The organism is Labrys okinawensis, from assembly GCF_047345005.1.
GTDB classification, from domain to species: domain Bacteria; phylum Pseudomonadota; class Alphaproteobacteria; order Rhizobiales; family Labraceae; genus Labrys; species Labrys okinawensis.
In genome coordinates this window covers 3,802,796-3,829,003 of sequence record NZ_CP178864.1, presented here as the reverse complement: position 1 = coordinate 3,829,003, position 26,208 = coordinate 3,802,796, and the positions used below count along the sequence as shown (strand labels likewise).

The 26,208-nt window shown below is 62.9% G+C and carries 22 protein-coding genes; 14 read left to right on the top strand and 8 right to left on the bottom strand.

Going from position 1 to position 26,208, the window contains the following annotated elements:
- Positions 1-63 precede the first annotated feature (63 nt).
- From recG to ACMDCR_RS17970, 3 genes are read right to left on the bottom strand one after another with little or no spacing between them, the layout of a single operon-like run.
- Complete coding sequence (gene recG, locus ACMDCR_RS17980) at positions 64-2,160, bottom strand: ATP-dependent DNA helicase RecG (RefSeq protein ID WP_413987920.1); 2,097 nt, start codon at positions 2,158-2,160, stop codon at positions 64-66.
- A 55-nt stretch (positions 2,161-2,215) separates the two neighbouring features.
- Positions 2,216-2,524, bottom strand: coding sequence for a HigA family addiction module antitoxin (locus tag ACMDCR_RS17975; protein ID WP_413987919.1), 309 nt, complete (start codon positions 2,522-2,524; stop codon positions 2,216-2,218).
- Between the two features lie 8 nt (positions 2,525-2,532).
- Positions 2,533-2,829 carry a type II toxin-antitoxin system RelE/ParE family toxin gene (locus ACMDCR_RS17970; protein WP_413987918.1) on the bottom strand — a complete coding sequence of 99 codons (297 nt, stop codon included), beginning with the start codon at positions 2,827-2,829 and terminating at the stop codon, positions 2,533-2,535.
- 126 nt (positions 2,830-2,955) lie between these two features.
- Here ACMDCR_RS17970 and ACMDCR_RS17965 point away from each other — a divergent pair, with 126 nt between their 5' ends.
- The 3 genes from ACMDCR_RS17965 to ACMDCR_RS17955 are packed head-to-tail and all read left to right on the top strand — an operon-like array spanning position 2,956 to position 7,838.
- Positions 2,956-3,252 carry a succinate dehydrogenase assembly factor 2 gene (locus ACMDCR_RS17965; RefSeq protein WP_413987917.1) on the top strand — a complete coding sequence of 99 codons (297 nt, stop codon included), beginning with the start codon at positions 2,956-2,958 and terminating at the stop codon, positions 3,250-3,252.
- Positions 3,249-6,758, top strand: coding sequence for a transcription-repair coupling factor (mfd, locus tag ACMDCR_RS17960; RefSeq protein WP_413987916.1), 3,510 nt, complete (start codon positions 3,249-3,251; stop codon positions 6,756-6,758). Before ACMDCR_RS17965 ends, mfd begins: the two co-directional genes overlap by 4 nt.
- A gap of 12 nt (positions 6,759-6,770) precedes the next feature.
- Positions 6,771-7,838 carry a D-TA family PLP-dependent enzyme gene (locus tag ACMDCR_RS17955; RefSeq protein ID WP_413987915.1) on the top strand — a complete coding sequence of 356 codons (1,068 nt, stop codon included), beginning with the start codon at positions 6,771-6,773 and terminating at the stop codon, positions 7,836-7,838.
- Between the two features lie 264 nt (positions 7,839-8,102).
- Here ACMDCR_RS17955 and ACMDCR_RS17950 read toward each other — a convergent pair whose 3' ends face one another.
- A complete protein-coding gene (locus ACMDCR_RS17950) occupies positions 8,103-9,488 on the bottom strand; it encodes an AMP-binding protein (protein WP_413987914.1) in 1,386 nt (461 codons plus the stop codon).
- A 6-nt stretch (positions 9,489-9,494) separates the two neighbouring features.
- On the bottom strand, positions 9,495-11,315 hold the full coding sequence (locus tag ACMDCR_RS17945; RefSeq protein ID WP_413987913.1) for an extracellular solute-binding protein: 1,821 nt from the start codon (positions 11,313-11,315) through the stop codon (positions 9,495-9,497).
- Positions 11,316-11,446: 131 nt separating this feature from the next.
- Here ACMDCR_RS17945 and ACMDCR_RS17940 point away from each other — a divergent pair, with 131 nt between their 5' ends.
- The 3 genes from ACMDCR_RS17940 (at position 11,447) to ACMDCR_RS17930 (ending at position 14,663) form a co-directional block, all read left to right on the top strand.
- Entirely contained in the window at positions 11,447-12,793 is a 1,347-nt protein-coding gene (locus ACMDCR_RS17940) for an AmpG family muropeptide MFS transporter (protein ID WP_413987912.1), read from the top strand.
- A 345-nt stretch (positions 12,794-13,138) separates the two neighbouring features.
- Entirely contained in the window at positions 13,139-13,936 is a 798-nt protein-coding gene (locus ACMDCR_RS17935; RefSeq protein WP_413987911.1) for an invasion associated locus B family protein, read from the top strand.
- Between the two features lie 28 nt (positions 13,937-13,964).
- A complete protein-coding gene (locus ACMDCR_RS17930) occupies positions 13,965-14,663 on the top strand; it encodes an invasion associated locus B family protein (protein ID WP_413987910.1) in 699 nt (232 codons plus the stop codon).
- A 63-nt stretch (positions 14,664-14,726) separates the two neighbouring features.
- Here the strand turns inward: ACMDCR_RS17930 and hspQ are convergent, their stop codons facing one another.
- The 3 genes from hspQ to ACMDCR_RS17915 form a co-directional block, all read right to left on the bottom strand.
- Positions 14,727-15,059, bottom strand: a complete 333-nt coding sequence (gene hspQ, locus ACMDCR_RS17925) for a heat shock protein HspQ (RefSeq protein WP_413987909.1) — start codon at positions 15,057-15,059, stop codon at positions 14,727-14,729.
- Between the two features lie 232 nt (positions 15,060-15,291).
- A complete protein-coding gene (locus ACMDCR_RS17920; RefSeq protein WP_413987908.1) occupies positions 15,292-16,188 on the bottom strand; it encodes a lysophospholipid acyltransferase family protein in 897 nt (298 codons plus the stop codon).
- A 65-nt stretch (positions 16,189-16,253) separates the two neighbouring features.
- Complete coding sequence (locus ACMDCR_RS17915; RefSeq protein WP_413987907.1) at positions 16,254-17,429, bottom strand: UbiH/UbiF family hydroxylase; 1,176 nt, start codon at positions 17,427-17,429, stop codon at positions 16,254-16,256.
- Positions 17,430-17,485: 56 nt separating this feature from the next.
- Here ACMDCR_RS17915 and ACMDCR_RS17910 point away from each other — a divergent pair, with 56 nt between their 5' ends.
- The 8 genes from ACMDCR_RS17910 to ACMDCR_RS17875 all read left to right on the top strand — a co-directional run bounded on the left by ACMDCR_RS17910 (position 17,486) and on the right by ACMDCR_RS17875 (position 26,195).
- The gene (locus ACMDCR_RS17910; RefSeq protein ID WP_413987906.1) at positions 17,486-18,655 is read left to right on the top strand and encodes a D-alanyl-D-alanine carboxypeptidase family protein; all 1,170 of its coding nucleotides are present in this window, start codon (positions 17,486-17,488) and stop codon (positions 18,653-18,655) included.
- On the top strand, positions 18,652-19,293 hold the full coding sequence (gene tmk, locus ACMDCR_RS17905) for a dTMP kinase (protein ID WP_413987905.1): 642 nt from the start codon (positions 18,652-18,654) through the stop codon (positions 19,291-19,293). Before ACMDCR_RS17910 ends, tmk begins: the two co-directional genes overlap by 4 nt.
- The gene (locus ACMDCR_RS17900) at positions 19,290-20,330 is read left to right on the top strand and encodes a DNA polymerase III subunit delta' (RefSeq protein ID WP_413987904.1); all 1,041 of its coding nucleotides are present in this window, start codon (positions 19,290-19,292) and stop codon (positions 20,328-20,330) included. The genes tmk and ACMDCR_RS17900 overlap by 4 nt, the downstream gene beginning before the upstream one ends.
- Before the next feature lie 219 nt (positions 20,331-20,549).
- Complete coding sequence (gene metG, locus ACMDCR_RS17895; RefSeq protein WP_413987903.1) at positions 20,550-22,115, top strand: methionine--tRNA ligase; 1,566 nt, start codon at positions 20,550-20,552, stop codon at positions 22,113-22,115.
- Between the two features lie 2 nt (positions 22,116-22,117).
- Positions 22,118-22,918 (top strand): TatD family hydrolase, encoded by an 801-nt coding sequence (locus ACMDCR_RS17890; RefSeq protein ID WP_413993659.1) that lies wholly within the window; start codon positions 22,118-22,120, stop codon positions 22,916-22,918.
- A gap of 3 nt (positions 22,919-22,921) precedes the next feature.
- Positions 22,922-23,734, top strand: a complete 813-nt coding sequence (locus tag ACMDCR_RS17885; protein WP_413987902.1) for an MBL fold metallo-hydrolase — start codon at positions 22,922-22,924, stop codon at positions 23,732-23,734.
- Positions 23,735-23,876: 142 nt separating this feature from the next.
- Positions 23,877-24,734 (top strand): tellurite resistance TerB family protein, encoded by an 858-nt coding sequence (locus tag ACMDCR_RS17880; protein WP_413987901.1) that lies wholly within the window; start codon positions 23,877-23,879, stop codon positions 24,732-24,734.
- 438 nt (positions 24,735-25,172) lie between these two features.
- On the top strand, positions 25,173-26,195 hold the full coding sequence (locus tag ACMDCR_RS17875) for a S1C family serine protease (RefSeq protein WP_413987900.1): 1,023 nt from the start codon (positions 25,173-25,175) through the stop codon (positions 26,193-26,195).
- Positions 26,196-26,208 lie beyond the last annotated feature (13 nt).

Genomic DNA, 26,208 nt, shown 5'->3' with positions numbered 1-26,208 from the left:
ACCTCTTCCTATGCCAGGTACAGGAAGCTTAGGTTAGCGCGACCAAACTCGCAGTTCTGGCCATCACCCCGACCGGAGCAGGCGCACGGCCTCGTCGCGCTCGAACAGATAAAGCAGGGCGCGCAAGGCCTGTCCGCGAGGCGAGGTGAGCTGCGGGTCGCGCGCCAGCACCAAGCGGGCATCGTCGTTGGCGGTCGGCAGGAGATGCCGGTGCACGTCGAGGTCGACGACCTTGAAGCCGGGCATGCCGGATTGGCGTGTACCGAGCACATCGCCTTCGCCGCGCAGTTTCAGATCCTCCTCGGCAATGCGGAAGCCGTCCTCGGTCTCGCGCATGATTTCGAGGCGCTTCTTCGCCACCTCGCCGAGCGGGCTCCTGTAGAGCAGGAGACAGGTGGACTTGTCCGAACCGCGGCCAATGCGCCCGCGCAGCTGGTGGAGCTGGGCGAGGCCGAAACGCTCGGCGTGCTCCACCACCATCACCGTGGCCTCCGGCACGTTGACGCCGACTTCGATCACCGTGGTGGAGACGAGGATGCGCAGATCGCCGGCAATGAAGCGTGCCATCACAGCGTCCTTGTCGGTGCCCTTCATCTGGCCGTGCAGCAGGCCGACCTTGTCGCCGAAGATCGAAGTGAGATGGTTGTAGCGATCCTCGGCAGCGGCGACATCGAGCGTTTCGGATTCGGCGATCAGCGGGCAGACCCAATAGGCGCGGGCGCCGGTATGGAGCAGGCGGCCGAGGCCACTGACGACCTCGCCGAGACGCTCAAGCGAGATCAGGCGAGTGTCGACCGGCTTGCGTCCCGCCGGCTTCTCGCGCAGGGCCGAAGCATCCATGTCGCCGAAATAGGTCAGCACGAGGCTGCGCGGGATGGGTGTCGCCGTCATCACCAGCACGTCGATCGCGGCATTCTTGCGGCTGAGGGCGAGGCGCTGATGCACGCCGAAACGGTGCTGCTCGTCGACGATGGCCAGGCCGAGATCACGGAACTCGACCTCTTCCTGGAAGAGAGCGTGGGTGCCGACGACGATGTCGATCTCGCCGCGCCTGAGCGCCTCCTGCAGGCGGGAGCGTTCCTTTGGCTTGTCGCGACCGGTGATGATGCCGAGGCGCAGCCCAGCCGCATCCGCCAGCGGCTGGATGGTGGCAAGGTGCTGGCGCGCCAGGATCTCGGTCGGCGCCATCAGGGCGGCCTGGCGGCCACCCTCGACCATGGTCGCCATCGCAAGTAGCGCCACGACCGTCTTGCCTGAACCGACGTCGCCCTGGAGCAGGCGCAACATGCGGGTAGGCCCCGCCATGTCGGCCCGGATATCGGCGAGGGCAGTCACCTGGCTCGGCGTGAGGCTGAAGGGCAGGGCGGCTTCGATCCTGGCCGTGATTGCGCCCGTGCCCTCGACGGCATAACCGGGCAAGGCCTTGTTGCTGGCGCGCACCATCGCGAGTGCCAGCTGGGACGCCAGCAATTCGTCATAAGCGAGGCGCAAGCGGGCAGGAGCATCGAGCGCCACGGCTTCGGGCGTCTGCGGCGAATGGATGCCGGCGAGGGCTTCTCGGAAACCTGGCCAGCTCTGGCTCTTCAGCCAGGCCGGATCCTGCCATTCTGCAAGTTCCGGAGTCTTGGCAAGGGCTTCTTGCGCCGCCTTCTGGATCTGGCGTGGATAAAGTCCGTCCGTGAGCGGATAGACCGGTTCGATCAGTGGCAGCGCCTTCAGGCCCGCCTCGTCGACGATACGGTCCGGATGCACCATCTGGCGTATACCGTCGAACAGTTCGATCTTGCCGCTGACCCAGCGCCTTTGGCCAATCGGCAGGGCATTCTCGATCCAGGTGGTCTGCGGTGAGAAGAAGGCAAGCATCACGTCCGCCGTGCCATCCGAGCAATAGACCCGGAATGGCCCCCGCCCGGTGCTGGGGATGTAGCGCTCCGCAGTGACGGCCACCATGACCAGCACTTCGAAAGGCGCATCGATCAGCCTGGGCCGAAGCCGCCGGTCGAGCACGGCGGAGGGTAGATGAAACAGCGCATCGATCACCCGCGCGCCCACAGGCTCCGCGCCTCCCAGCAGGCGTGTGAGGACCTTGACGAGCTTAGGACCGATTCCTGGCAGCGAGGAGACGGAGGCAAAGAGGGGATTGAGAATCGTGGGACGCATGCAAACCTCAGAGGCGCACTTTAGCTTCGTCTCTCCGGTTGGCGTAACCTGATCGTCAAGCAGCCGTGCTAAGTGGCCGAGCTCGCTCGATGCGCTTAATTTCATGAGGGTCGTGCATGGCGATCCACAGATCTGTGCGACGCTGGACGTTCAGCCAGAAATCAGGGCTGTTGCCGAAGACCCGAGCCAGGATCAACGCAGTCGCAGCCGTTACTGCTCTGCGATTGTTGCACAACTCGTTGACATGCTTACGCTGCACACCCATCACCTCCGCCAAGGCGGCCTGTGTGAGGCCAAGCGGCTGCATGAATTCCTCCACGAGGATCTCACCGACCGTGGCAGGCTTGCGTTTTGTCGTCAACATTGTCTTTCCTACCGAGAGCTATGGTCGTCGAGATAGATATCTCGTGCTTCGCCGCGAGCCCCATCCCATCGAAAAACCAACCGCCATTGTTTATTGATGCGGATCGAATGAAAGTCAGCCAAATTGCCGCGTAACTTTTCGAAGTGGTTGCTTGGGGGAACGCGCAAGTCGAGGTCGGTAACGGCGTCATCGATCATCTGAATCTTACGAAATAAGCGACTTTCGATGTCTGCCGGAATGTTCCGCGAATGCACATCATTCACATAGAACAGTCGCAGCCAAGCATCACGAAAACTCGCAATCATCCCTCCTCCGTGAGCTATTGTACCACTCTACGGTACAACTTCAAGGTCTGCACGACATCGCACTTCACTTTGGATGTTCCCTCCGCCGCTCCAACTCTCTATACAGCGTCGCAAGGGATTGAGAACATGTCCGGAACGATACGCACATCTGATGAACTGGATCCGCGCCGCCGGCGCATCGTCTATCGCGCCTGGCATCGCGGCTTTCGCGAGATGGATCTGATCATGGGCCGCTTCTGCGACGCTGTGATCATCGATCTGACCGAGGACGAGGTCGGCGAGTTCGAGCGGTTGATCGACGCCCAGGACCATGATCTCTACAGCTGGATCACTGGCGCGGAACCCGTTCCCGCCCAATATGATACCCAACTCTTTCGCCGCCTGCGCGAATACCATTCATCCATGAAGCCGATGTTTGCATGAAAGCCGCTGACCACCTCGCCCAGGGCGGCCATCTCGTTTTTTCCAATTGCGCCGACGGCCAGGACGGTCTCGTCCTCGCCGACCTTGCGCGCGCCCTGACGGCCCAGACGCGTGATCGGCCGGCGGCCATGTTGCATATCGCACGGGACGGCGGCCGTTCGGCGAGCCTCGAAGCCGCTCTGCAGTTCTATGCCCCCGAGATCGATGTCCTGACCTTTCCGGCGTGGGATTGCCAGCCCTACGACCGCGTCTCGCCCAATGCCGCGGTGATTGCCCGACGCATGACGGCCCTGTCGCGTCTGGCGACGACACGAGGCGGGGACAGGCCGCGGATCGTGCTCACCACCGTCAACGCCGCGCTTCAGCGTGTTCCGGCGCGCGATCTCATTGCGGCTCAATCCCTCTCGGCGGCGCCTGGCAATGCCGTGAACATGGACAGGTTGGCGGCCTGGCTCGAGCATAACGGTTATCTGCGCTCTTCCACCGTGCGCGAGACCGGCGAATATGCCGTGCGCGGCGGCATTCTCGATCTCTATCCGCCGGGGCTGGCGCTGCCGGTGCGCCTCGACTTCTTCGGCGACACGCTGGAGTCGATCCGCAGCTTCGATGTGGAGACGCAGCGTTCCTCGGCCCAGTTGCGTATGCTCGACCTCGTGCCGATGAGCGAAGTCCAGCTCACCACCGAGACGATCAAGCGCTTTCGCCAGGCCTATCTCGCGGAGTTCGGCGCACAGACCCGGGGCGATCCGCTTTATGAAGCCATCTCCGAAGGGCGCCGCTATGTCGGCCTCGAACATTGGTTGCCGCTCTTCCACACCAGGCTCGATACGCTGTTCGACTATCTCCCCGGCGTGCCGATCGCCCTCGATGCGCTGGCGGAGGATGCGGCCGGCGAGCGCCTGGCACAAATCAAGGATTACTACGACGCTCGCCGCGACGCCCTGGGCAAGCCCGGAGAGAGCGTGCCCTACAAGCCGCTGGGGCCGGACAAGCTCTATTTCGGGCCGGAGGAATGGCGCCGTCGCCTCGATGGATCGTCGCTCGTCCGCATCACGCCGTTCTCCGCTCCGGGAGCGCCCGGACGGGAAGTCGTCGATTGTGGCGGCAAGCAGGGCCACACCTTCGCCGCCGAACGCGCAGCGGAGGATGCCAACGTCTTCGACGCCGTCATACGTCACATCCGCGATCTGCAAGGCGAAAACAAGCGCGTGATCGTCGCCGGCTGGACGGATGGCTCCCGCGAACGTCTCGGTACCGTGCTTTCCGACCACGGTCTCACCCAGGCCAAGCTGGTGCCGGATTTTGCCCGCGCCCTGGCCTTGCCCAAATCCGAGATCGCGCTCGGAATCCTGCCGCTGGAGACTGGTTTCGAAACCCGCGATCTCGCCGTCATCTCCGAGCAGGATATCCTCGGCGATCGGCTGGTGCGCCGCGTCACCAAGCGCAAGCGTGCGCAGGATTTTCTCACCGAGATCGGCACGCTCTCGCCCGGCGACATCGTCGTCCATGTCGAACACGGTATTGGCCGCTTCGTGGGCTTGCAGACGGTGACGGCGGTCGGTGCACCGCATGACTGCCTTGAGATCCACTATGCGGGCGGCGACAAGCTGTTCCTGCCGGTGGAGAATCTCGAACTCCTTTCGCGCTACGGCTCGGAGGACGCCGAGGCCCAGCTCGACAAGCTTGGCGGCCGGGGTTGGCAGGAACGCAAGGCGCGCATGAAGAAGCGCATCCGCGAGATGGCGGGTGAACTGATCAAGATCGCTGCTGCCCGTGCCATGCGCGAGGCGCCCAAGCTGGTCCCGGCCCAGGGCATCTATGACGAGTTTGCGGCGCGCTTCCCCTATAGCGAGACCGAGGACCAGCAATTCGCCATCGATTCCGTGTTGGAGGATCTAGCCTCCGGCCGCCCCATGGACCGCCTCGTCTGCGGCGATGTCGGCTTCGGCAAGACGGAAGTGGCGTTGCGTGCCGCCTTCGCCTGCGCCCTGGCGGGCCGGCAGGTCGCTGTTGTCGTCCCCACCACGCTGCTGGCGCGTCAGCACGCCAAGACTTTCGCCGACCGTTTCAAGGGGCTGCCCGTCAAGGTCGCGCAGCTCTCCCGTTTCGTCTCGGCGGAGGACGCGCGCAAGACCAAGGCCGGTCTGACTTCCGGCGATATCGACATCGTTGTCGGTACGCATGCGCTGCTCGCCAAGGCGATTTCCTTCCGCGACCTCGGCCTCCTGATCATCGATGAGGAGCAGCACTTCGGCGTCGGCCACAAGGAGCGCCTGAAGCAGCTGCGAGCCGAGGTGCATGTGCTCACGCTCTCGGCGACGCCCATCCCGCGTACGCTGCAGCTGGCGCTCACCGGCGTGCGCGAACTCTCGATCATCGCCACCCCGCCGGTCGACCGCCTGGCCGTGCGCACCTTCGTGACACCGTTCGATCCCGTGGTGATCCGCGAGGCGCTGATGCGTGAGCGCTATCGCGGCGGCCAGAGCTTCTTCGTGGTGCCGCGCATCGAGGATATCGCCGACGCAAAGGCCTTCCTCAACGAGTACGCACCGGAGGCGAAGGTCGCAATCGGCCATGGCCAGATGGCGGCGGGCCAGCTCGAGGACGTGATGACAGCCTTCTACGAAGGCAAGTACGATATCCTCCTCTCCACCACGATCGTCGAATCCGGCCTCGATATTCCCACCGCCAATACGCTGGTCGTCTGGCGTGCCGACATGTTCGGCCTTGCCCAGCTCTACCAGTTGCGCGGACGTGTCGGCCGCTCGAAGACGCGCGCCTATGCCCTGTTCACGCTGCCTGCCAACCGCACCATTACGCCTGGTGCCGAACGGCGGCTCAAGGTGCTGCAGTCGCTCGATACGCTCGGCGCCGGGTTCCAGCTCGCCTCGCACGATCTCGACATCCGTGGAGCCGGCAACCTGCTCGGCGACGAGCAATCGGGCCATATCAAGGAAGTGGGCTATGAACTCTATCAGCAGATGCTGGAAGAGGCTGTGGCGGCGCTCAAGGATGGCGGGGTCGAGACCGAGGTCGAGGAGCAGTGGTCGCCTCAGATCACCATCGGCACGCCCGTGATGATCCCGGAGGATTATGTCCCGGACCTCACGCTGCGCCTCAGCCTCTATCGACGCCTGTCCTCGCTCGACACCGACGCGGAGATCGATGCCTTCGGCGCCGAACTTACCGATCGCTTCGGCGAGCGTCCGGCCGAAGTCGACCAGCTGTTGCGGCTGATGTCGATCAAGGCATTGTGCCGCCGGGCCAATGTCGAGAAGGTCGATGCCGGCCCAAAGGGCGTAGTCATCTCGTTCCGCGAGAACTCCTTCGCCAATCCCAACGGACTGGTGCGCTACATTGCAGACCAGGGCTCCTTCGCCAAGGTGCGGCCCGACATGCGCATCCTTTTCCAGCGCGATTTCGAACAGCCCGACGATCGCCTCAAGGGCACCGCTGTCATCCTCAAGAACCTCGCCCGCATCGCCGAGACCAAGCAGGCCGCCTGATCAGGATCAATCATGGATAACGCAACTTATTCTTCCGTCGAGACACCCGCTGTTCTCGTCGATCTGGATATCGCCGAACGCAACATCATCCGTTTTCAGGCCTATTGCGACGAACACGGCCTGAAGCTGCGCCCCCACATCAAGACGCACAAGCTGCCGCGCCTGGCACGTTTCCAGATGGAGAAGGGTGCCGTCGGCATCACGTGCCAGAAATTGTCGGAAGCCGATGCCATGACTGACGGTACTGGCATCGACGACGTTCTCATCACCTACAATCTCGTGGGAGAGGCCAAGCAGGAGCGGCTGAAAGCGCTTGCCGGGAAGGTGAAGTTGCGTGTCGTCGCGGACAGTGCAGCCGTCGTGGACGGGCTCTCGGCGGCGATGAACGGTTCCGGGCAAAAGCTCACGGTGCTGATCGAGTGCGATACGGGCGCACGGCGCTGCGGTGTCGCCACGCCGGAGGGGGCGGCCGAGCTGGCAGGGCGGATCGCGTCCTCCGCCAATCTGCATTTCGGCGGACTGATGACCTATCCGCCGGTGGGCGGAACCCAGGCAGTGCAGGAGTTCATGACGAAGGCGAAGTCATTGATCGAAGCCTTTGGTATGCCTGTCGAAACCGTCACCAGCGGCGGCTCGCCCGACATGTGGCGCGCGCATGAGGCGCCTGTTGTCACCGAATATCGGCCCGGCACCTATGTCTATAATGATCGTTCCCTGGTGGAGCGCGGCATATGCGGTTTCGACGATTGCGCACTGCATGTGCTGGCGACCGTGGTTTCGGTGCCTGATCCGCATCGCGCCATCATCGACGCCGGGTCGAAGGTGCTCACCTCCGATCTGCTCGGCCTGACCGGTTATGGCCATGTCGTCGGCCGCCCCGATATTGCTGTCGATAGTCTCTCGGAGGAACATGGACGCCTGGTCAGCCGCGAGCCCATCGGCTTCAAGGTCGGGGATCGGGTGCGGATCGTGCCGAACCATGCCTGCGTGGTTGCCAACATGCTCGATGCCGTGGTGTTGACCCGTGGCGAGGATGTGCTGGGACCCGAGCCAGTGGTCGCGCGCGGCAAGGTGTGGTGAGAGCGTTCCCGGGATCGCGGGCATCCCTGCCCATGTACGCTAACTTTGCGAGATTAGATGCAGGATTGAAGTGGCGATCACCGATCGCCATTCTTTGAAACGACGTGTTTTGCAGGAAGGGAAGATGGTGATCAGAGATCGCCACTCCGCGTTTGGCGCGCCTTTCGTTGTAAAGTTAGCGCCCATGGGCATCCTGCCTGCTCTTTCTATCGGCCGAAGGCGGTGGTTCCAAGAGCAGGCAGGGATGCCTGCGATCCCAGGGAGTCAGGCTGCGCCCGCCAGCCTGTGAATCCTGTCGTCCTCACCGCTACCTGACGCCTGCTCGCTGCCCGCAGAAGCCGGCGATTGCCCGGCGGCCGCATCCGCCCCATCCCCAAAGCGCGGGCCGGTGATCCTGATGCCGTCCTCCGCTGGCTCTGCCGGATAGAACGTCGTCACCCAATCATCGAGCGAGACCGGGTAGGAAAGATCTCGGTCGGAGATATCGAAGCCCACCAGCGATATCTGTTCGCCCCGCAGAGCAATATGGCCGCCGTCCTCGATCGTGGTTTCCAGGATGCACGATTGCTCGCTGCCTCCCGTCCGCACCTCGCTCGCCAACAGGAAGTCGCCCTCGGCAGCCGGCAGCATCGGCACAATGCCGATTTCGCCCAGCACGGCAAGACGCTGCACGGGGCAGGGGGCCTGTGGTAGCGCCATGCTGCGATGCGGTTCGCGGGCCAGGCCGGCAATCCTTTCAAGCTTGCGACCAGCGAAGAGCCCCTCGGCGAGCCCGGCCTGCAGCGCCAGATCAGGCAGGATCACATGGGTTACGGCATGCATGTTCATCTGCACGGCGAAGACGGTCGCATCGAAGGCCTGGTGCAGGACGAGCTGGCAGCCGGCGACCAGCCACGCGACCATGCCGCTCGCAAGGCCCGCCAGGCTCGATGGCGCCATGGGGGAGAGCAGGCGAGACTGGCGGGAAAGGCCCAGGCCTTCCACCAGGATGGCAGCGGCGGCATGCCATTCCCGGTGATTGCGCGCAACGACGAAAGCGCCGTCCGGGTCGCGATCGACGGTCATGATGGCGAGACTGTCCTCCGGCCGCTCGCGACGCGACAGCCGCGTAATGGCCCCCGATTTGGGAAAACCGATGCAGTCCTCGAAGGAAACGGTGCCTCCAGGCAGATCGGCGCCGAAGGCGCCAATGAAGCGGATATCGGCGATCGATTCGTCGACCAGATGGCGCAGCGGCCGCAGCGGCTGTTCATGTCCCATCTTCCGGGCGCTCACGATGGCCTTGGCGTTCAGCCGTTCGGCCAGTGCGACGATCTCGCCCGGCGAATAGTCCACCGGCACGATCGCTGCCACCAGTCCGGCGCGGATGCAGCCCATCAGGGCGATCAGCGTGTCCGTAACGTTGAGGCCCTGGATGCAGACGACGGATTCGCTTGGCAGCCCCATCTCGAAGAAGCGGCCTGCCACCGCCGACACCGCGGTGTCGACCTGACCCCAACTCAACCGCCGCGGCGCACCATCGGCCCAAAGGGGGCGGTCGGGCGCATCGATCAGGGCCAGCATATCGCCATAGCGCTGGGCATTCTGCCGCAACAGAAGGTCGAGGGTTGGAGGAGCAGCGCCGATCCTGGATGAGCTGTTCGACGTCATGGGGCCTCAGGGCACTTTCGCATGAGCAAGAATCGGATCGGATGCAAGTGTATCGCCGTATGCCCCCAAAGCCATAGCGGGTTTATCGGGCCGGGTCGTCTTGTTCCACCGCGCAATCCACATCCTGGGCGCGTGGAAAAGGGGGATCGCATAGTTGCCCGATATCAACAGCCGATCCAGCGCCCGCACGGCGGCCACGAACTCCTCCTGGGTATCCGCCGCCAGCATGGCGCGGATCATTGCATCCACGGCTGGACTTTTCACGCCGGCAAAGTTGAAGCTGCCGGGCTGATCGGCGACCGCGGAGCTCCAGCGAAAATTCTGTTCCGTGCCTGGCGAGAGCGAGGATTGCCAGGCGAATGGCAGCATGTCGAAGTCGTAATTCTGCTTGCGGCGCTGGAACTGCGCATCGTCGGTCATCCGAATATTGACTTCGACGCCCAGAAGCTTGAGGCCGTCGGCATAGACGAGGGCAATGCGCTCGGTACCCTTGTCCGGCACCGTAATTTCAAAGGCCAGGGGTTTGCCTTCCTTCTGAAGCTTGCCATCACGAACGCTCCAGCCGGCCTCCTTCAGGAGGCCGAGCGCCTGGCGTGCCACGGTGCGGTCGCGTCCAGAGCCGTCGCTGACCGTCGGGCGCCAGGTTCCAGCCATCACATTGGGGCTCACCGCCCCGGGAAATGGGGCGAGCAGGGCCTTTTCGCGCTCGTCGGCGGGATGACCGCAGGCGGAGAGGATGGAGCCATCGAAATAACCGCAGGTGCGCTTGTAGAGGTTGTCGAAGAGGCGCGAATTCGCCCATTCGAAATCGAACATCATGCTGAGAGCCTGTCGCACCCGCACGTCGGTGAAAACAGGCCGCCTTGTGTTGAAGACCCAGCCGACGGCCGGCTTGGGCAGGCCGTTGGCGATCTCCTGTCGGATCACCCGGCCGTCACGGGCGGCGGGAAAATCGTAGCCCGTGGCCCAATTGGCGGCTTCGTTCTCGTCGCGGACGTCATACTGGTCCGTCTTGAAGGCCTCGAACATCGTGACAGGGTCGCGATAATAGACATAGCGGATGCGGTCGAAATTATAGAGGCCGCGATTGGACGGCCGGTCCTTGCCCCACCAATCGGGGTTCTTGCGAAAAGTGACGCTGTTGCCAGGATCGATGCTGTCGAACATGTAGGGACCGGAGCCGATCATCGGTTTCAGGGTCGATTTGTCGAAGCTCACGGGATCGATGGCGTGCTTAGGCAGCACGGGCATGGCAGCCATCAGCAGAGGCAGTTCGCGGTTGCTGGCATCCTTGAAGACGAAACGGATGCGATGCGGATCCTTGATGACGATGTCGGCGATCTGGCTGTAGGAGCTGCGTGCGCCAGGCCGCCCCTTCTCTCTCAGCAGCTCGGCCGAGAATTTCAGATCTTCGGCCGTGATGGGAATCCCATCGGAGAATTTCGCGCGGAGGTCGAGCGTGAATTCCACCCAGGACCGGTCTGCCGGAGTCTCCACCGTCTGCGCGATCAGCGGGTAAAAGGTGAAGGGCTCGTCGAAGGAGCGGGCCATCACCGTCTCGTAGACGAGTATGTTCGTGCCCGGCGACGGCGAACCGTTGACGATGAAGGGATTGACGCTGTCGAAGGTGCCGAGCATCGGATAGCTGACGCTGCCACCCTTGGGTGCGTCAGCATCGACATAAGGAAAGGCGGCGAAATCAGCGGGGAGAGCCGGCTCGCCGCGCATGGCGATGGCCGGCTTGGGCTGGGCCAAGGCGGAAGGCGTGGCACAGAGGGATGCCAGGATGGCGATCCCAAGGAGAATGCCTTGTCCGATCGTCGACACTGATACCCGCCGCTGTCGCAACCAAAAGCCCTTCGGTTCGAATCAGGCAAGACTCGATTTTACTCTCTGCCGCCGTCCTTTCATCATGGAAAGGATTTGGTCTCATCGCGGCGCAACGATAAAAGCGAGCTATGATTCTCGGCGCAAAATTACGGTCATTGCTGTCAAAATGCCTTTCCGTGCTGCAAGATATCGCAGGCGACAGGCGCCTGGCCTTCATGCTGGCTCTGGGGTTCAGTTCCGGCCTGCCATTTCTGCTGATCTTCTCGACCCAATCGGCCCGGCTGCGCGAAGCTGGAATTTCGCTGACGGTTATCGGCCTGATCAGCTGGGTGGCGCTAGCCTATAGCGTCAAATTCCTCTGGGCTCCGCTGATTGATCAGTATGATCCGCCGCTGCCGGTACGATTTCTCGGGCGGCGGCGAGGCTGGATGCTGCTGGCGCAATTAGGGGTGGCGGTCGGGCTTGCCGGGCTTGCCTTCAGCGATCCAGCAAAAACCCTTTGGCTGACCATTGCCTGGTCCGCTTTCACGGGCTTCTGCGCCGCAAGCCAGGACGTGGTGATCGATGGCTGGCGCATCGATGTCGCTCCCCGTGAAAACCAGGGGATGATGCTGGCTTGCTATCAGTTCGGTTATCGGCTGGGCCTCCTGTGTGCGGGGGCCGGGGCGCTCTATATCGCCGATTTCCTGGACTGGCGAAGCGCCTATCTCGCCATGCTGCTGATGATGCTCGTCGGAATGATAGCGGCAATCTTTGCACCAGATTCAAGACGATCGGTGCCCGGCGACGAGACCATTGCCTTGCCAGCCGTCAAGTTGCCGACCTTGACGACATCCTTTGTCGAGCCTTTGCGCGATCTCTTTTTGCGCCTGGGATGGGTGCTGGTGCCGATCCTGTTGCTTGTCGCCATCTATCGCCTGCCCGATTTCATCTCGGGCGTCATGGCAAACCCGCTCTATATCGATCTCGGTTTCACGAAATCCGAAATCGCCTGGGTCACCAAGGTTTACGGCATCTGGGTCGGCCTGACGGGCGCATTCGCTGGCGGGATTGCCGTGTCACGCCTCGGGCTGATGCCAACGTTGTTATGCGGGGGCATTGCCGCGGCGGCCTCTCACCTGACCATGGCTCTGCTGGCCGCCAGCGGTGCCAAGCCCGAGCTGCTGACGCTCGCTGTGAGCGTTGAGAATTTTGCCGGTGCCTTTGCCGGCACCGCCCTGGCGGCCTACATGTCCTCGCTGACATCGCCCGGCTTTGCCGCCACGCAATATGCGCTTTTGAGTTCGCTGTACGCCTTTCCCGGCAAGATCGTCGGCGGACTGTCCGGCAAGATGGCCGACACGTTCGGCTACCCGGCGTTCTTCATCTCGACATCGGCGATCGGGATACCGGTCGCGATTCTCTGCCTGGTGGTGTGGCGTTCAGCGGCGAAGCAACAGCCCGCTGCACTGCCTGATGCAAGCAGTGCCCGATAGAGCGAACCTCAGAAGACTGTGGTGTTGCAGGCTGCGCTTCTGCCCTTGAGGGCAGGCCATTCACCATTCTGATTCGAGCCGATTTGATGCGGCCTTCGGTATTAAATTCTCGCCAAAGACCGGCCCGATCACTTTTTCTGCAAATTACTCCCTTATAGGGGATATACAGTTGGCATAGGTCGCTTTCGAGGCTGGAAACGCAAGGCCGCTTCGTTTATGGACCATCCCCGAAATGGTCATCTTGGCGCCCTGATTGGCGGTGAGAGACATTCAGCCCCATTGGTGCGTTGCCGCGTTGCGTCTGCCAGCGTCGGCGGTGACGGGCCCAGGACTCAAGGATTTTGCATGATGTCGTTTCGCCACTTTGCGACTGCAGCTGTTGCGGCGCTCTGCCTTGCGGCCACGCCCGCATTGGCCCAGGACAAGCCTGCCAAGCCGGCCGCAACCACAAAGCCGAAGGCACCTGCAGCCAAGCCCGCTCCAAAGCCGGCTCAGGCCGCGCCGGCAGCCGCCGCTCCGACCGAGGCTGCTGCAGCGGACGTGCCCTCCCTCAAGGGGTCGGTTGTTCCGCCGCTGTCCAATTCGCAGCCTGAATGGGTGAAACTCTGCCAGACGGACCAGCAGTCGAAGACGGAAATCTGCCTGATCCGCCGTGATCTGCGCTCCGAGACCGGTCAGACCATCATGACCGCGATCGTGATGCAGAACACCACCGACAAGAAGCAGATCCTGCGTCTTGTGATGCCGGTGGGCGGCCTGATCCCCAATGGCATTGCCCTCTATCTCGACAACGCCGCCTTCGCCACCGGCAAATATATCGTTTGCTCGCCAGAGGGTTGCCTCGTCGAAATCCAGATCGACGACAACCAGCTCGCCGCCTTGCGGAAGGCCAAGCAGCTGGCGATCGTGTTCAAGGCTCCGCCGCAGGACCAGGCCGCTGCAGAGGCCGCCGCACAGGCCGGCAAGCTGTCGCAGGACGTGCAGTTGCCGCTCAGCACCGAAGGCCTGGCAACCACGATCGACGGCAAGCCGCTCGACCCCAAAGAGATCGCGAACGAGCAGAAGAAGTTGCAGGACCAGTTGCAGCAGGCTGCCGAGAAGGCCCGCGAGCAGCTCAACGCCAATCCCGCGCCCGCTCAATAAGAAGCGCTTCGGAACAGGAATTCTGACTATGCGAAACTCTCTGATCGCAGGCGCTGCGGCGGCCTTGATGACCATGACGGCTGGTGCCGCGCTTGCCCAGAACCAGCCGCAGCCCGCCCCGGCTCCGGCGGCCCCGGCGCCCGCCGCCGCTCCTGCAGCCCAGCAGCCTCCTGCGCTCCCGGCCTTCGATCAGCCGCCGTGGACCAAGATCTGCGTGAAGCAGGACACCAAGGAATTGTGCCGTATCGTGCGCGATTTGCTGTTGCCCACCACACAGTGGACGATGACGGCCCAGGTCAGTCAGGAAAAGGGTGGCAAGACTACCCTGACGGTGATCGTCCCCGGCGGCGTGGTGCTGCCGCTCGGCGCCCGCGTCCTGGTCGACGGCCAGACGCTCGACACGGCCAAGTATCGCATCTGCTACGGGCCGAGCTGTGTCGCCGACATGCCGCTGAGCGAAGCCAATCTGGCCGTTCTCAAGAAGGGCAAGAAGCTCACGGTGCAGGCTGTCACCTTCCAGGGGCAGCCTGTGGCGCTCGACATGAGTCTCGACGGCTTCGACAAGGTGTTCGACGGTGCCGGTATCGATACGCCTACCTATCAGGCGCAGGTGAAGTCCTTCAACGAGAACTTGCAGAAGCTTTTCCAGCCTTTCATTGATGCCCAGCGGGCCCAGATCCAGCAGCAGCAACAGCAAGGTGGGGCGCCGGCCGCTCCCGGCCAATAACATCAAATGCAAAGGACCGGCCTTCCAGCCGGTCCTTTCATGAGTGCACGGGCTTTCGCGCACTCAGTGTCTTACGCTAGGCTTGGGCCGGTAGCCGCCATTCTTGTCGCGGTCGAACATCTGCTCGACCTGGGCGTTGCGCACGGGTTTGCCGCTGTCATCCACGACGAGATTCTGCTCGGAAACATAGGCGACATATTCCGTTTCGTCATTCTCCGCCAGCAGATGGTAGAAGGGCTGGTCTTTGGATGGGCGCACGTCCTCGGGTATCGACTGCCACCACTCTTCCGTATTGGCGAATTCCGGATCGACATCAAAAATGACGCCACGGAATGGATAAACGCGATGGCGGACGACTTGGCCAATAAAGAATTTTGCTTCGCGGGCTTTATTCATACGCAATTTCAGTTGTCATTCGAACCGGGCTGACTATCGGCCAAGTTCATACACTACTATCCGAGAGCTATCCGCGCCGCTAGAGCCGAGGTAACTTCTAGGCTTACGCGACTGTCGCGCACTCGCTCCATCACACCAAGGATAGCCGAATTTCAGCCAAAGTCGCTTCAATTTTCATTAATTACGCAAATTTTTGCGATGATTACCTACCGCAACAGGGGCTTGACCAAGACTAGCCCCAGCGGCGATGCGCCCACATCCACTGCTCGGGATGCTCACGGATCCATCTCTCAAAGAGCGCGTGGGTACGACGCGTCGCCTCTTCGATATCCTCCTCACGGTCGATGGTTCGCGGCACGTCGACGATCTGGGTTTCGATGAAGAAATGGACGCCATTGGTGCGGACCACGCGCGCAGCCACAAGAAAGGCATCACTGCTGCGGGCCAGCAAGGCGGGGAAGGGCGTAGACGGCGCCGGACGGCCGAAGAAGGGCACCACGACGCCGCGCCGGTCACGCAGATCCGCCAGCAGGGCGACTGCGCCCCCCTCGCGCACGATGCGCATGAGCTTGCGGGCGATATCTGAGCCCTTCGGTAGAAGTCCGCGCGGATAGCGGTTGTAGCGGGCCAGCACGACGTAGTCGTCGACCATGGGGTTCTTCATGCGCTGATAAACGCCTGCCGCTTTGAGACCCCGGGCGACAGTGGGTGTGATCGCCAGTTCCCAATTGCCGGTGTGCATGGAAACAAATACGCTGCCCTTGCCGGACTCTTTGACGGCATCGAGTTGCGGTCCTGTCCTGTCGTCGATGCGGTTGGCCCGCAAGAGCCGTTCGATCATGAGGCTCTCGGCGAAGGTCCGGCCGAGTTGCATCCACATCTGGCGGGCGATCCTGCCGATCTCGGCGCCGCTCTTTTCCGGATAAGCGGCCGCCAGGTGGCGTAAGGCACGCTCATGTCGCTTGAGACGAGGGGCGACTACACGCCAGGCGATACCCATCAGCCAGGAGGCGAAATCGAGGGGCAGGAGGTGCAAAACGCCGACCAGGCCTCGCAGGGCCATATATTCGAGGGCATATTTGAGCCGCCTTAGCCGACGGCTGTCATGCTTACGGATACCGCCTGCCACGTTGCCGCCTGTTTCGTCCAGGGATCCTCATTGCCTTCGGCCTTTGCACCAAGCGCGCAGGGATTTCAATCCTCGACCGCACGGGCCAGACCCTGACGCATCACCGAGCGGCGCAGCGGGCCAATCCGTTCAAGAGCATACAGACCGAGACCCCGCAGCCCTTGCAGGGCGAACTGGTTCGACAGCAAGGAACGGTTCAGGAGGTCGACGGCGGTATGCCTCGTGCCGATATCCGCCTGCCGGGCTTTGACGTAGGCGTCGAGCACCGCCGAGGCGCCCGGATCTTCCGTATCCCGCAACGCCTTGGCCAGGGCCGCGATATCGCGAAGCGTCAGGTTGAAGCCCTGGGCCCCGATCGGCGGCAGGACATGGGCTGCCTCACCGATCAGGGCAATTCGCTTGCCGGCCTGCGATGTCGCCATAACCGTGCTCATCGGCCAGAAGGAACGCTGCGAATCGATGTTGACGTGGCCGAGCAGGGCATGGCTTTGCTTTTCGATCTCGCGCGCCAGCGCCGCATCGTCGAGTTCCCTGAGCGCCTCGGCTCTTTGAGGCGAGACGACCCACACCAGGCTCGCCCGCCGACCGGGCAGGGGCACCAGCGTGAAGGGGCCGGATTCGGTATGGAATTCCGTTGAGATCTCGCGATGGTCGCGCCCAACCTCGAGATTGAGGGCGAGGGCGGTCTGTGGATAATCATGCCGCGTGGTCTCGATACCGGCAGCCTGGCGCACCATCGACTTGCGCCCGTCGGCGGCGATGACGAGACGGGCCCTTAGCGGCTCGGCGTCCTCGATAGTCAGGCCTATATCGCCGTCGGCGATATCGACCGACAGGAGCCGTCCGGAAACATGCTCGATCCCGAGTTCGGCAAGGCGGTCCAGCAAAGCCTGGGTCAATGCGCCGTTGGTGATGTTCCAGCCAAAGGCGTCGAGCCCGATCTCCTTTGCTTCGAAGGCAATCGGTCGGGCGCGGATCAGGCGTTGTGTCGCGTCCACAATCGACATTACCCGCAGGGGCGCCGCCGCCGGATTGCCGGCGATCATGACGCCGGCTTTCGCCAAGGCCTGGATGCTGCCCTCGAGCAGGGCAGTGGTACGCGTGTCGGCGGCATTGCCGGCCGGGCCGATAAGCGTGACCGCGTGGCCCTGCGCGCGCAGCACCACTGCGCAGGCGAGGCCCGCGAGCCCTGCGCCGACGATTGCGATAGAACGGTGATCTAATTCATGATTGGCTGGCATGATGCGCGATGGACTTATCGCGCATTTCCGGGCGCGTCAAAGAGAGCGGATGATCGATGATGCGGGCGATCCTTCTCGGCCTCCTGATGGCTGCGGTGGCGCTGGTCGCACCGCTGCAAGCCGAGCCTTTCGCGACAAGTGCGCCCGTGGCCTTTCTGATCGATACCGCCACCGGCAGCGTCCTCCTCGACAAGGGCGCCGACAGGCCGATCGAGCCCGCCGCCATGGCGAAGCTGATGACGATCGCCGTGGTGGCACAGGCTCTGCGCGCGGGCGAGACCACGCGCGAGACCGAATATCCCATCTCGGAACAGACTTGGCGCAAGGGCGGTGCGCCATCGGGAAGCGCAACCATGTTCGCGGCAGTTAGGAGCCGCATCCGGGTCGACGACCTCCTCCGCGGCGTCATCGTCCAGGCCGCCAACGATGCTTGCCTGGCTCTCTCGGAAGGCATCACGGGCCAGCAGGAGGGCCTGGCGCTTCGCATGAACGCCCTCGCGGCGCAAATCGGCATGCGGCATTCCCAGTTTCGCAATGTCACCGGCTTTGCCGATCCCCAACAACTTACGACCGCGCGCGATCTGGCCCTGTTGCTCACCTGGCTGCGCACGAACGAGCCCGAGGTCTATGCGATCTACCAGGAGAAGGATTTTACCTGGAACAAGATTCGCCAGACCAACCGCAATCCGCTCCTGACCGCCGATCTCGGGGTGGATGGCGGCGTCACCGGCGCGTCCGATACAGCGGGCTATGGCCTCATCGTCTCGGCCGCCCATGGCGACCAGCATTTCGTCCTTGTGCTGCAAGGCATGAAGACGATCGCCGAGCGCGCGGCGGAGGCCAAGCGTTTGCTGCAGTGGGCGGAAACCTCCTTCGAGCAGAAGACGATCTTTACCAAGGGCGAAACGGTGGGAGAGGCCTCGGTGTTCGGCGGCTTGGCTCCAGGCGTCCCCCTGGCGGCGGATCGCGACGTCGAACTCCTGGTGAACAGCGCCAATGAGGAAAAGCTGAGCGCCAAGCTTGTCTATGACGGCCCCCTGGAGGCGCCCATCCGCAAGGGTGCAGCGGCCGGTCGCTTACAGATCCTGCGCGAGGGCCATGTTTCGCTGGAGATTCCTCTATATGCTTCCGCCGATATCCCCATCGGCAGTCTTCCCCAACGCGCATTCGGTGCTATCTACGAGCTAGGCATCGGTTTGGTACAGGGTGGGCACGGCAAGCGATGAGAGGCCGCTTTATTACGTTCGAAGGTGGCGAGGGGGTTGGCAAATCCACTCAGATCCGCCGGCTGGCGGCATCCTTGAACAATCTTGGTGTCCAGACCCTGATGACGCGTGAACCCGGGGGCTCGCCTCATGCCGAAAAGCTGCGCGAGGTGCTGCTATCGGGCGGCGCAAAGCCCTTCGGCCCCTTCGCCGAAACCATCCTGTTCAACGCCGCGCGGGACGACCACCTCGAAGTAACGATCAGGCCGGCGATCACCCAGGGCATCTGGGTGCTATGCGATCGCTTCATCGATTCCACTCGTGCCTATCAGGGTGTGCTCGGCGAGATCGAACCGGATCTGATCCGATCCATGGAACGTGTGGTGGTTGGCGATACCATGCCGGATCTCACCCTTATTCTCGACCTGCCCGCCCGCGAAGGCCTGGCCCGCGCCCGCGCCCGCAATGCACAGGCCGATCGCTTCGAGGCGGAGAGCCTGACCTTTCACGAAAAGCTTCGCGAGGCGTTCCTGGCCATCGCCGAATACGAGCCGAAGCGCTGTGCGGTCATCAATGCTTCGGGCACGCCGGATGTCGTGGCAGCCTCCATTCTCTCAGTCGTCAGACGACGGCTCGCCAAGGAACGCGCATCGGTATGAGTGACCGTCTCGAGAGCGACCTGCTGGCCGATAGCCCGCATCCACGCGAAACCGCCCGGCTGATCGGACAGGATGCGGCCGAGCAAGCCCTGCTCGCCGCCTACCAGTCCGGCCGCATTCATCATGCCTGGATTCTCGGTGGTCCGGAGGGCATCGGCAAGGCCACGCTTGCCTACCGCATGGCGAAGTTCGTGCTCACCAATCCCGATCCCTCTCGTGTCGGCGGCGCTTTGGACCTGTCGGTGCCGCCGGAGGGGCATGCGGCCCGTCAGGTGATGTCGCAGTCCCATGTCGACCTCACCGTGCTCCGCCGCCTGCCCAACGAGAAGACCAAGGGCTTCTACAGCAATATCCGCGTCGATGACGTCCGAAATGTCGTACGCTTCTTTGGTTCGACCGCCGGGGCTGGGGGCTGGCGCATCGCCATCATCGACAGCGCCGAGGATCTGGCGCGCGAGGGAGCCAATGCCCTGCTCAAGGTGCTCGAGGAGCCGCCGCCCCGCGCGCTTTTCCTCATGGTCTCGCACCAGCCGGCCCGGCTGTTGCCGACAATCCGCTCCCGCTGCCGCCTGTTGGCGCTGGGGGCCTTGAGCGATGCCGATGTGGTCGCAGCCTCCGCCCAGGCCCGGCCCGATCTGTCATCCGACGCGATCGCCGCCAGCGCGGCTCTGGCGCAGGGTAGTGTCCGGCGTGCGCTCACGCTGGCGGATGGCGAAGGCGTGGCGCTTCACCGGTCGCTGACCGAGCTACTTGCCAAGTTGCCGCGAATCGATGTGGCCGCCGCCCATGCCTTGGCGGATCGCTGTGCCAACAAGGCCGGCGACGAGAATTTCGCCCTGCTGCTCGATTTCATCGACGAATGGCTGCATCAACGCCTGCTTTCAGAACGTTCCGAGCCCGCTCATCGCCTTGCGCGTTGGGCAGAGGTATGGGAAAAAGCCCGCAGTGCGGCGCGTGACGTCGAGGCCTACAACCTGGACCGCAAGCCGTTTGTGCTCTCAACCCTCTCCATGCTCGCTCAGGCGTCTGACGCCTGATATCGGGTGGGCAAGGGTCCTTCGCCGGCGGAACGTTTTGCTCTCGGGCGGGGACGCCAAGAATCGCAAAGACGCGTGGAAACAAGGAGTTAGAGCAAAGTGACGTTTGCGCCTAAACGCGCTTTGTTCTAGAGGTGAGCCCAACCTGGAATCCCTGGCGTGCGGCCGGGCGGATAAAACCGCCAGGTGTTGCGCTCCACTGTAAGGAAGAGCGTATCGATGGCCGACAAGGACACCTACTATATTACTACCGCAATCTCCTATCCCAATGGCAGGCCGCATATCGGGCACGCCTATGAGCTGATTGCGACGGATGCCATCGCCCGCTTCAAGCGGCTCGACGGCCATGAGGTGTTCTTCCTCACCGGTACGGACGAGCATGGCCAGAAAATGCTCCAAACTGCGGCCAAAGAGGGCATGACGGCCACCGCGCTCGCCGACCGGAATTCCCAATATTTCCGTGACATGGCCGTCGCGCTTAACGCATCGAATGATGATTTCATCCGCACAACCGAGGAACGCCATTATCGCGCCAGCCAAGGGATCTGGAAGCGCATGGAGGCTGCCGGCGACATCTATCTGTCGAAATATTCCGGCTGGTACTCCGTGCGCGACGAAGCCTACTATGACGAGAAGGATCTCGCGCTCAATTCCGATGGCTCGCGCACAGCGATCGTGACCGGTACCAAGGTAGAGTGGGTGGAAGAAGAGAGCTATTTCTTCAAGCTTTCAGCCTTCCAGGATCGTCTTCTCACGTTCTACGAGAGCCATCCGGATTTCATTGGCCCGGAAGAGCGTCGGAACGAGATCCTGAGCTTCGTGCGCTCGGGCCTGCGAGACCTGTCGGTGAGCCGCACCACCTTCGATTGGGGCATTCCGGTGCCCGGCAACCCCAAGCACGTCATGTATGTCTGGGTCGATGCCCTCACCAACTATCTGACGGCAACGGGCTTCCCTGACACCAATACCGAGCGCTCGAAATTCTGGCCCGCCAGCGTTCATGTCATCGGCAAGGACATCGTACGCTTCCACGCGGTCTACTGGCCGGCCTTCCTCATGTCGGCTGGTCTGGCGCTGCCGCATCGCGTCTTCGGCCATGGCTTCCTGTTCAATCGCGGGGAGAAGATGTCGAAGTCGGTCGGCAATGTGATCGATCCCTTCACCCTGGCAGGGCATTACGGTGTCGACCAGCTGCGCTATTTCTTCCTGCGAGAAGTCCCCTTCGGCCAGGACGGCAATTATTCGCATGAGGGTATCGTCAACCGCATCAACGCCGACCTCGCCAACGATTTCGGCAATCTCGCCAATCGTTGTCTGAAGATGATCGCGGCCAATTGCCGTGGCAGGGTTCCCAGTCCCGGCGATCTGCTGCCCTCGGACGAGCAGTTGCTGAAGCTGGCGGACGAACTCGTATGGAAAGCGCGCGACTCCATCTATTCCTTCGCCCTTCACACCATTCTCGGTGATCTCTGGGCGGTGGTGGGCGAGGCAAACCGCTATTTTGCCGCCGAGGAGCCCTGGAAGCTCAAGACCAGCAATGCCGCGCGCATGGAGACGGTGCTCTATGTCACTGCCGAGGTGGTGCGGCAGGTCGCTATCCTGGCCCAGCCGGTCATCCCCACGGGCGCCGCCAAGATGCTCGACCTGCTCGGCGTGCCCGGGGATGCCCGCGACTTCGGCTATCTGGGGGTCGACGGCCGGTTGGCACCGGATACGGCGTTGCCGGCGCCCGAGCCCGTCTTCCCACGTTATGTCGAGCCGACCGAGGCGGCGGCTGGGGCATGACGATGCTGATCGACAGCCACTGCCATCTCGACTTCCCTGATCTCCAGAGCGAGATCGAGGACGTGGTGTCGCGCGCACGCGCCGCCGGCGTCGGACGCATGATCACCATCTCCACACGCATCCGCCAGTTCGACCGGATCCGGGCCCTGATCGAGCGCTTCGATGATGTCTATGGCTCGGTCGGCACGCATTGCCTGCACGCCCATGAGGAGGACGACATCCCCCTCGAAACCATCCTGGAACTGGCCGAGCATCCCAAAGTGGTGGCGATAGGCGAGGCTGGCCTCGACTATCATTACGATTACGCCCCGTGTGACATCCAGGAACGAGGCTTTCGCAGGCATATCGCCGCCGCGCGGCAAACTGGCCTGCCGCTGGTGATTCACGCCAGGCAGGCCGACCAGGATATCGGCGACATCCTGGAGGAGGAAATGGGGAAGGGGGCTTTCGCCGCCGTCCTCCATTGCTATTCCTCTGGTGCCGATCTGGCACGGCGTGGCCTTGCCCTCGGCTTCTATGTCTCCTTCTCGGGCATCCTGACATTCAAGACGGCCGAGGAGATCCGAGAGATTGCTCGCTTCGTGCCGCATGACCGCCTGCTCGTCGAGACGGATGCGCCCTATCTCGCGCCGACGCCCTTCCGCGGCAAGCGCAATGAGCCCGCTTATGTGGTGAACACCGCGCGGGTGCTGGCTGAGACGCTCGGTCTCGGGGAGAGCGAGATTGCCGCCAGGACGACCGAGAATGCCTTCCGGCTGTTTTCGAAGATGCCTCGTCCGGACGACCTGAAGGCGGCGGCCTGACGCATGGTGCTGACAGCGACATTGCTGGGTTGTGGATCCTCGGGCGGCGTGCCCCGCGTCGGTTTCGGCTGGGGCAGCTGCGATCCCAGGGAGCCACGCAACCGGCGCCGGCGCTGCGCGTTGCTGCTGGAACAGGATGGGCCCGAAGGACGCACCACGGTGCTTGTCGACACCGGGCCAGACGTGCGTGAACAATTGCTGGATGCCAACGTCGATAGGGTCGATGGCGTGCTCTACACGCATGAGCATGCGGACCATACCCATGGCATCGACGATTTGCGCGTGCTGGCGCTTCATCAGCGCAGCCTCATCGATATCTATGCCGATCAGCGCACGGCCTCGCTCCTACGCATGCGCTTCGCCTATTGCTTCGAGACACCGCCCGGATCGAGCTATCCCCCCATACTCAGCCTCAACATGATTTCGATCGGCGAGACAGTGAGCGTTGGCGGACCGGGAGGCGTCGTCAGGGCCTTGGCCTTCGATCAGGACCACGGCGATATCCAGTCGCTCGGATTCCGAATCGGAAACTTCGCTTACTCAAGCGATCTCAATGGCTTGTCGCGGGAAAGCGAGAGATTGCTGCAAGATCTCGATGTCTGGATCGTCGATGCCCTCCGGCCCCAACCTCATCCCAGCCATTGGTCGCTTCCCGAAGCCCTGGAGTGGATCGAGCGGCTAAAGCCGCGGCGGGCCATTCTGACCAACATGCACACCGAGATGGACTACCAGACACTCCGTCGGGAACTGCCGGAGGGCGTCGAACCCGGCTATGACGGCATGCGCATTGGCATCGAGGTGCTTGAAACAGTCTGACCGGAAGCGTCAAGAACGTGGGTCGATGGCAGTCCAGCCGTATCCCATTCAAAATAAAGAAATCATAATAATTATCTGTTTTTATTATTTTATCTTTCTTCAGTGTTGGAAGGCGAAGCCCTCTTCATGACCAAGATTTCATGTGGGCAGCCTTGAAGATGCCGCCATCCTGCCTCCACATCCGGCGCTCTCGATCCGCCAGCTTCTGCCTGTCCGGTGGACGAACTACTCTGGTCACGACGGCGCGGCAAGGCGAGCGGAGGATGAGCGCAATGGAGCAAAGGATACGATGGATCTGAACAATCTGCTGGGACGAGTGCTGAACGCCGGGGGTCAAATTCTCGATACGCCCGGCAAGAAGATGGCAGCGGGCGGAGCCGCCGCGGCCGGCATTCTCCTGACCGAGACAGGTCGTGATCTCGCCGGTGCAGCGGTGAAATATGGCGGCATCGCCGCGATCGGTGCGCTGGCCCTGCATGCCTGGCAGCGCACCCGCGAGACTGAGGCGGCCGGTGCGGTGGCGGCACCCATGCCTGCATCCGCTCCCGGTACGTTCCTGCCATCGCGGACTTGGCCACCTCAGACCCTGGCGCCGCCCGTGCCGGCCGAGAACGCGGCAAATCAGAACCATGCCAGGCTTCTGCTCGGTGCCATGGTCAATGCGGCCAAGGCCGATGGCAGCGTTGATGTCGAGGAGCAGAACCTGATCCTCGGCCAAGCCGACAAGCTCAATCTTTCTCATGGGGAGCGCAGCTTCTTGTTCCAGGAGCTCAACAAGCCGTTCGACATGGAGCCCATCATTGCCGGTGCGACCGCGCCGGAACTGGCGGCGGAGGTCTATGCCGTGTCGCGCATCGCGGTCGGCGTAGCCTCACCGGCTGAGAATTCCTATCTCCAGGTGCTCGCCGGCCGGCTGAAGCTTCCCCAGGCCGTTGCCGGGGAACTAGACAGCGCCCTGATGGCGGGCGGGCATGAGAGCGCTTCGAAGCTGACGCGATAGCGATCATGACGGATTGGCCGCCCTCGGGTGGCCTTTCTGCATTCGGGATCCATCAATCGACCCGCAGTTCGCAGGCTTTTTATCGGCGACGCAGACAAGGGACCCCATCGGCGAGGGCGTGAAGGCCAGGGACGAACGCAAGGCTCGCGAATGGATGGTGAAGCACATCCGCGACTTCCGCCGCGGCTTTGAATTGGCCGGGCCAGCCTGACCTGGCCCTTGAAGGTGGCAAGCACTATGCAATCGCAGCGATCGCACATGTTGGCTACGAAGATTGACGGCGAGGCCGAATTTCCGGGACTATTCTTGCTGCTTAGGGATTGGGCAGTCAGTCACGTTTGAGAGAGCGGCGCCGTAAGATCAACGAATTCGCTTGGCGAAGACGCACCGGCACTCCTAGCCTGTTGGGATATGATGTAGCTTGAGCGGACTTCAGCCATGCAGAAGCGGCCACTCTACAGCAGGTCCGGCAAGGCCCGGGCGGAAGCCAGATCGCCCTGGATTGCTTCGGACGGAATTACGCCCGTGTATATCGCGGGGGCAGGGGAGACTGCCTCCCCCACGCTACGCGAGCGCGCGCGCCTCTGGGCCGACACCGCCTACACGCGCCATCGCGGCAAGGCGCTCGTCGGCGCGTGTGCGTTGGTGTGCCTTGTCATCGTCGGTGGTTATGCCCTGTTATGGCCGCCCCCGCGGGCGCTTACGCAGGGCCGGCTCAACCAGGCCGTGAATTTCGCGCTCGATCACCGGCCCGAGCAGCCTTCGGTTTCCACGCTTGCCTATGCCCAGATCATTCCGTCCGTCGTGCGCATCGACGGCTATGATCCGATGATGCCCAACGAGTCGGGCAGCCCCGACGACCGCTCCCACCCCAACGATCCGAACGCGCCCCTCGAGGGCAACAGTGCGCTGCCGGGCTACAAGAACGTCTCGGTAGGCGGTGGGGTAGTAATCGACGACAAGGGCAGCGTCCTGACGGCCATGCACGTTGCCGTGTCGGCCAAGAGATTGCGCGTGATCTTTGCCGATGGCACGCAGGCCAACGCCACCATTGCGGCTGCCGACAAGCAGGACGATATGGCGCAGCTCAAGCCTGACAAGATTCCGGACGACCTGCAGCCGGCGACGCTTTCCTCGACGCGGGGGCTCCGTCCGGGCGACGAGGTGGAGGCGGTCGGCTTTCCCTTCGGCATCGGGCCTTCGGTCTCGGCGGGCGTGGTCTCCGGCCTGAAGCGCGAATTCGAGGGCGGCGGCAAGACCAGGCTTTCCAATCTCATCCAGTTCGATGCGGCGGCCAATCCCGGCAATTCGGGCGGTCCGCTGGTCGATCGCCATGGCGAGGTGATCGGCATCGTCGATGCCATCGTCAACCCATCGGGTGCGCGCACCTTTGCCGGCATCGGCTTCGCGGTCCCGATCGAGAATGCGATGCGTGGAACTTTCGGAGAGTCGCCCCTCTAGGAGCTGCAACCAC

What these genes read in the sequence shown, in the direction of transcription:
- ACMDCR_RS17940 (WP_413987912.1), top strand. Translation starts at nt 11,447, where the DNA reads ATGATTCTCGGCGCAAAATTACGGTCATTGCTGTCAAAATGCCTTTCC.
- ACMDCR_RS17900 (WP_413987904.1), top strand. Translation starts at nt 19,290, where the DNA reads ATGAGTGACCGTCTCGAGAGCGACCTGCTGGCCGATAGCCCGCATCCA.
- hspQ (WP_413987909.1), bottom strand. Translation starts at nt 15,059, where the DNA reads ATGAATAAAGCCCGCGAAGCAAAATTCTTTATTGGCCAAGTCGTCCGC.
- tmk (WP_413987905.1), top strand. Translation starts at nt 18,652, where the DNA reads ATGAGAGGCCGCTTTATTACGTTCGAAGGTGGCGAGGGGGTTGGCAAA.
- metG (WP_413987903.1), top strand. Translation starts at nt 20,550, where the DNA reads ATGGCCGACAAGGACACCTACTATATTACTACCGCAATCTCCTATCCC.
- ACMDCR_RS17950 (WP_413987914.1), bottom strand. Translation starts at nt 9,488, where the DNA reads ATGACGTCGAACAGCTCATCCAGGATCGGCGCTGCTCCTCCAACCCTC.
- ACMDCR_RS17915 (WP_413987907.1), bottom strand. Translation starts at nt 17,429, where the DNA reads ATGCCAGCCAATCATGAATTAGATCACCGTTCTATCGCAATCGTCGGC.
- ACMDCR_RS17890 (WP_413993659.1), top strand. Translation starts at nt 22,118, where the DNA reads ATGCTGATCGACAGCCACTGCCATCTCGACTTCCCTGATCTCCAGAGC.
- ACMDCR_RS17970 (WP_413987918.1), bottom strand. Translation starts at nt 2,829, where the DNA reads ATGATTGCGAGTTTTCGTGATGCTTGGCTGCGACTGTTCTATGTGAAT.
- ACMDCR_RS17975 (WP_413987919.1), bottom strand. Translation starts at nt 2,524, where the DNA reads ATGTTGACGACAAAACGCAAGCCTGCCACGGTCGGTGAGATCCTCGTG.
- ACMDCR_RS17930 (WP_413987910.1), top strand. Translation starts at nt 13,965, where the DNA reads ATGCGAAACTCTCTGATCGCAGGCGCTGCGGCGGCCTTGATGACCATG.
- recG (WP_413987920.1), bottom strand. Translation starts at nt 2,160, where the DNA reads ATGCGTCCCACGATTCTCAATCCCCTCTTTGCCTCCGTCTCCTCGCTG.
- ACMDCR_RS17875 (WP_413987900.1), top strand. Translation starts at nt 25,173, where the DNA reads ATGCAGAAGCGGCCACTCTACAGCAGGTCCGGCAAGGCCCGGGCGGAA.
- ACMDCR_RS17955 (WP_413987915.1), top strand. Translation starts at nt 6,771, where the DNA reads ATGGATAACGCAACTTATTCTTCCGTCGAGACACCCGCTGTTCTCGTC.
- ACMDCR_RS17910 (WP_413987906.1), top strand. Translation starts at nt 17,486, where the DNA reads ATGATGCGGGCGATCCTTCTCGGCCTCCTGATGGCTGCGGTGGCGCTG.
- ACMDCR_RS17935 (WP_413987911.1), top strand. Translation starts at nt 13,139, where the DNA reads ATGATGTCGTTTCGCCACTTTGCGACTGCAGCTGTTGCGGCGCTCTGC.
- mfd (WP_413987916.1), top strand. Translation starts at nt 3,249, where the DNA reads ATGAAAGCCGCTGACCACCTCGCCCAGGGCGGCCATCTCGTTTTTTCC.
- ACMDCR_RS17885 (WP_413987902.1), top strand. Translation starts at nt 22,922, where the DNA reads ATGGTGCTGACAGCGACATTGCTGGGTTGTGGATCCTCGGGCGGCGTG.
- ACMDCR_RS17965 (WP_413987917.1), top strand. Translation starts at nt 2,956, where the DNA reads ATGTCCGGAACGATACGCACATCTGATGAACTGGATCCGCGCCGCCGG.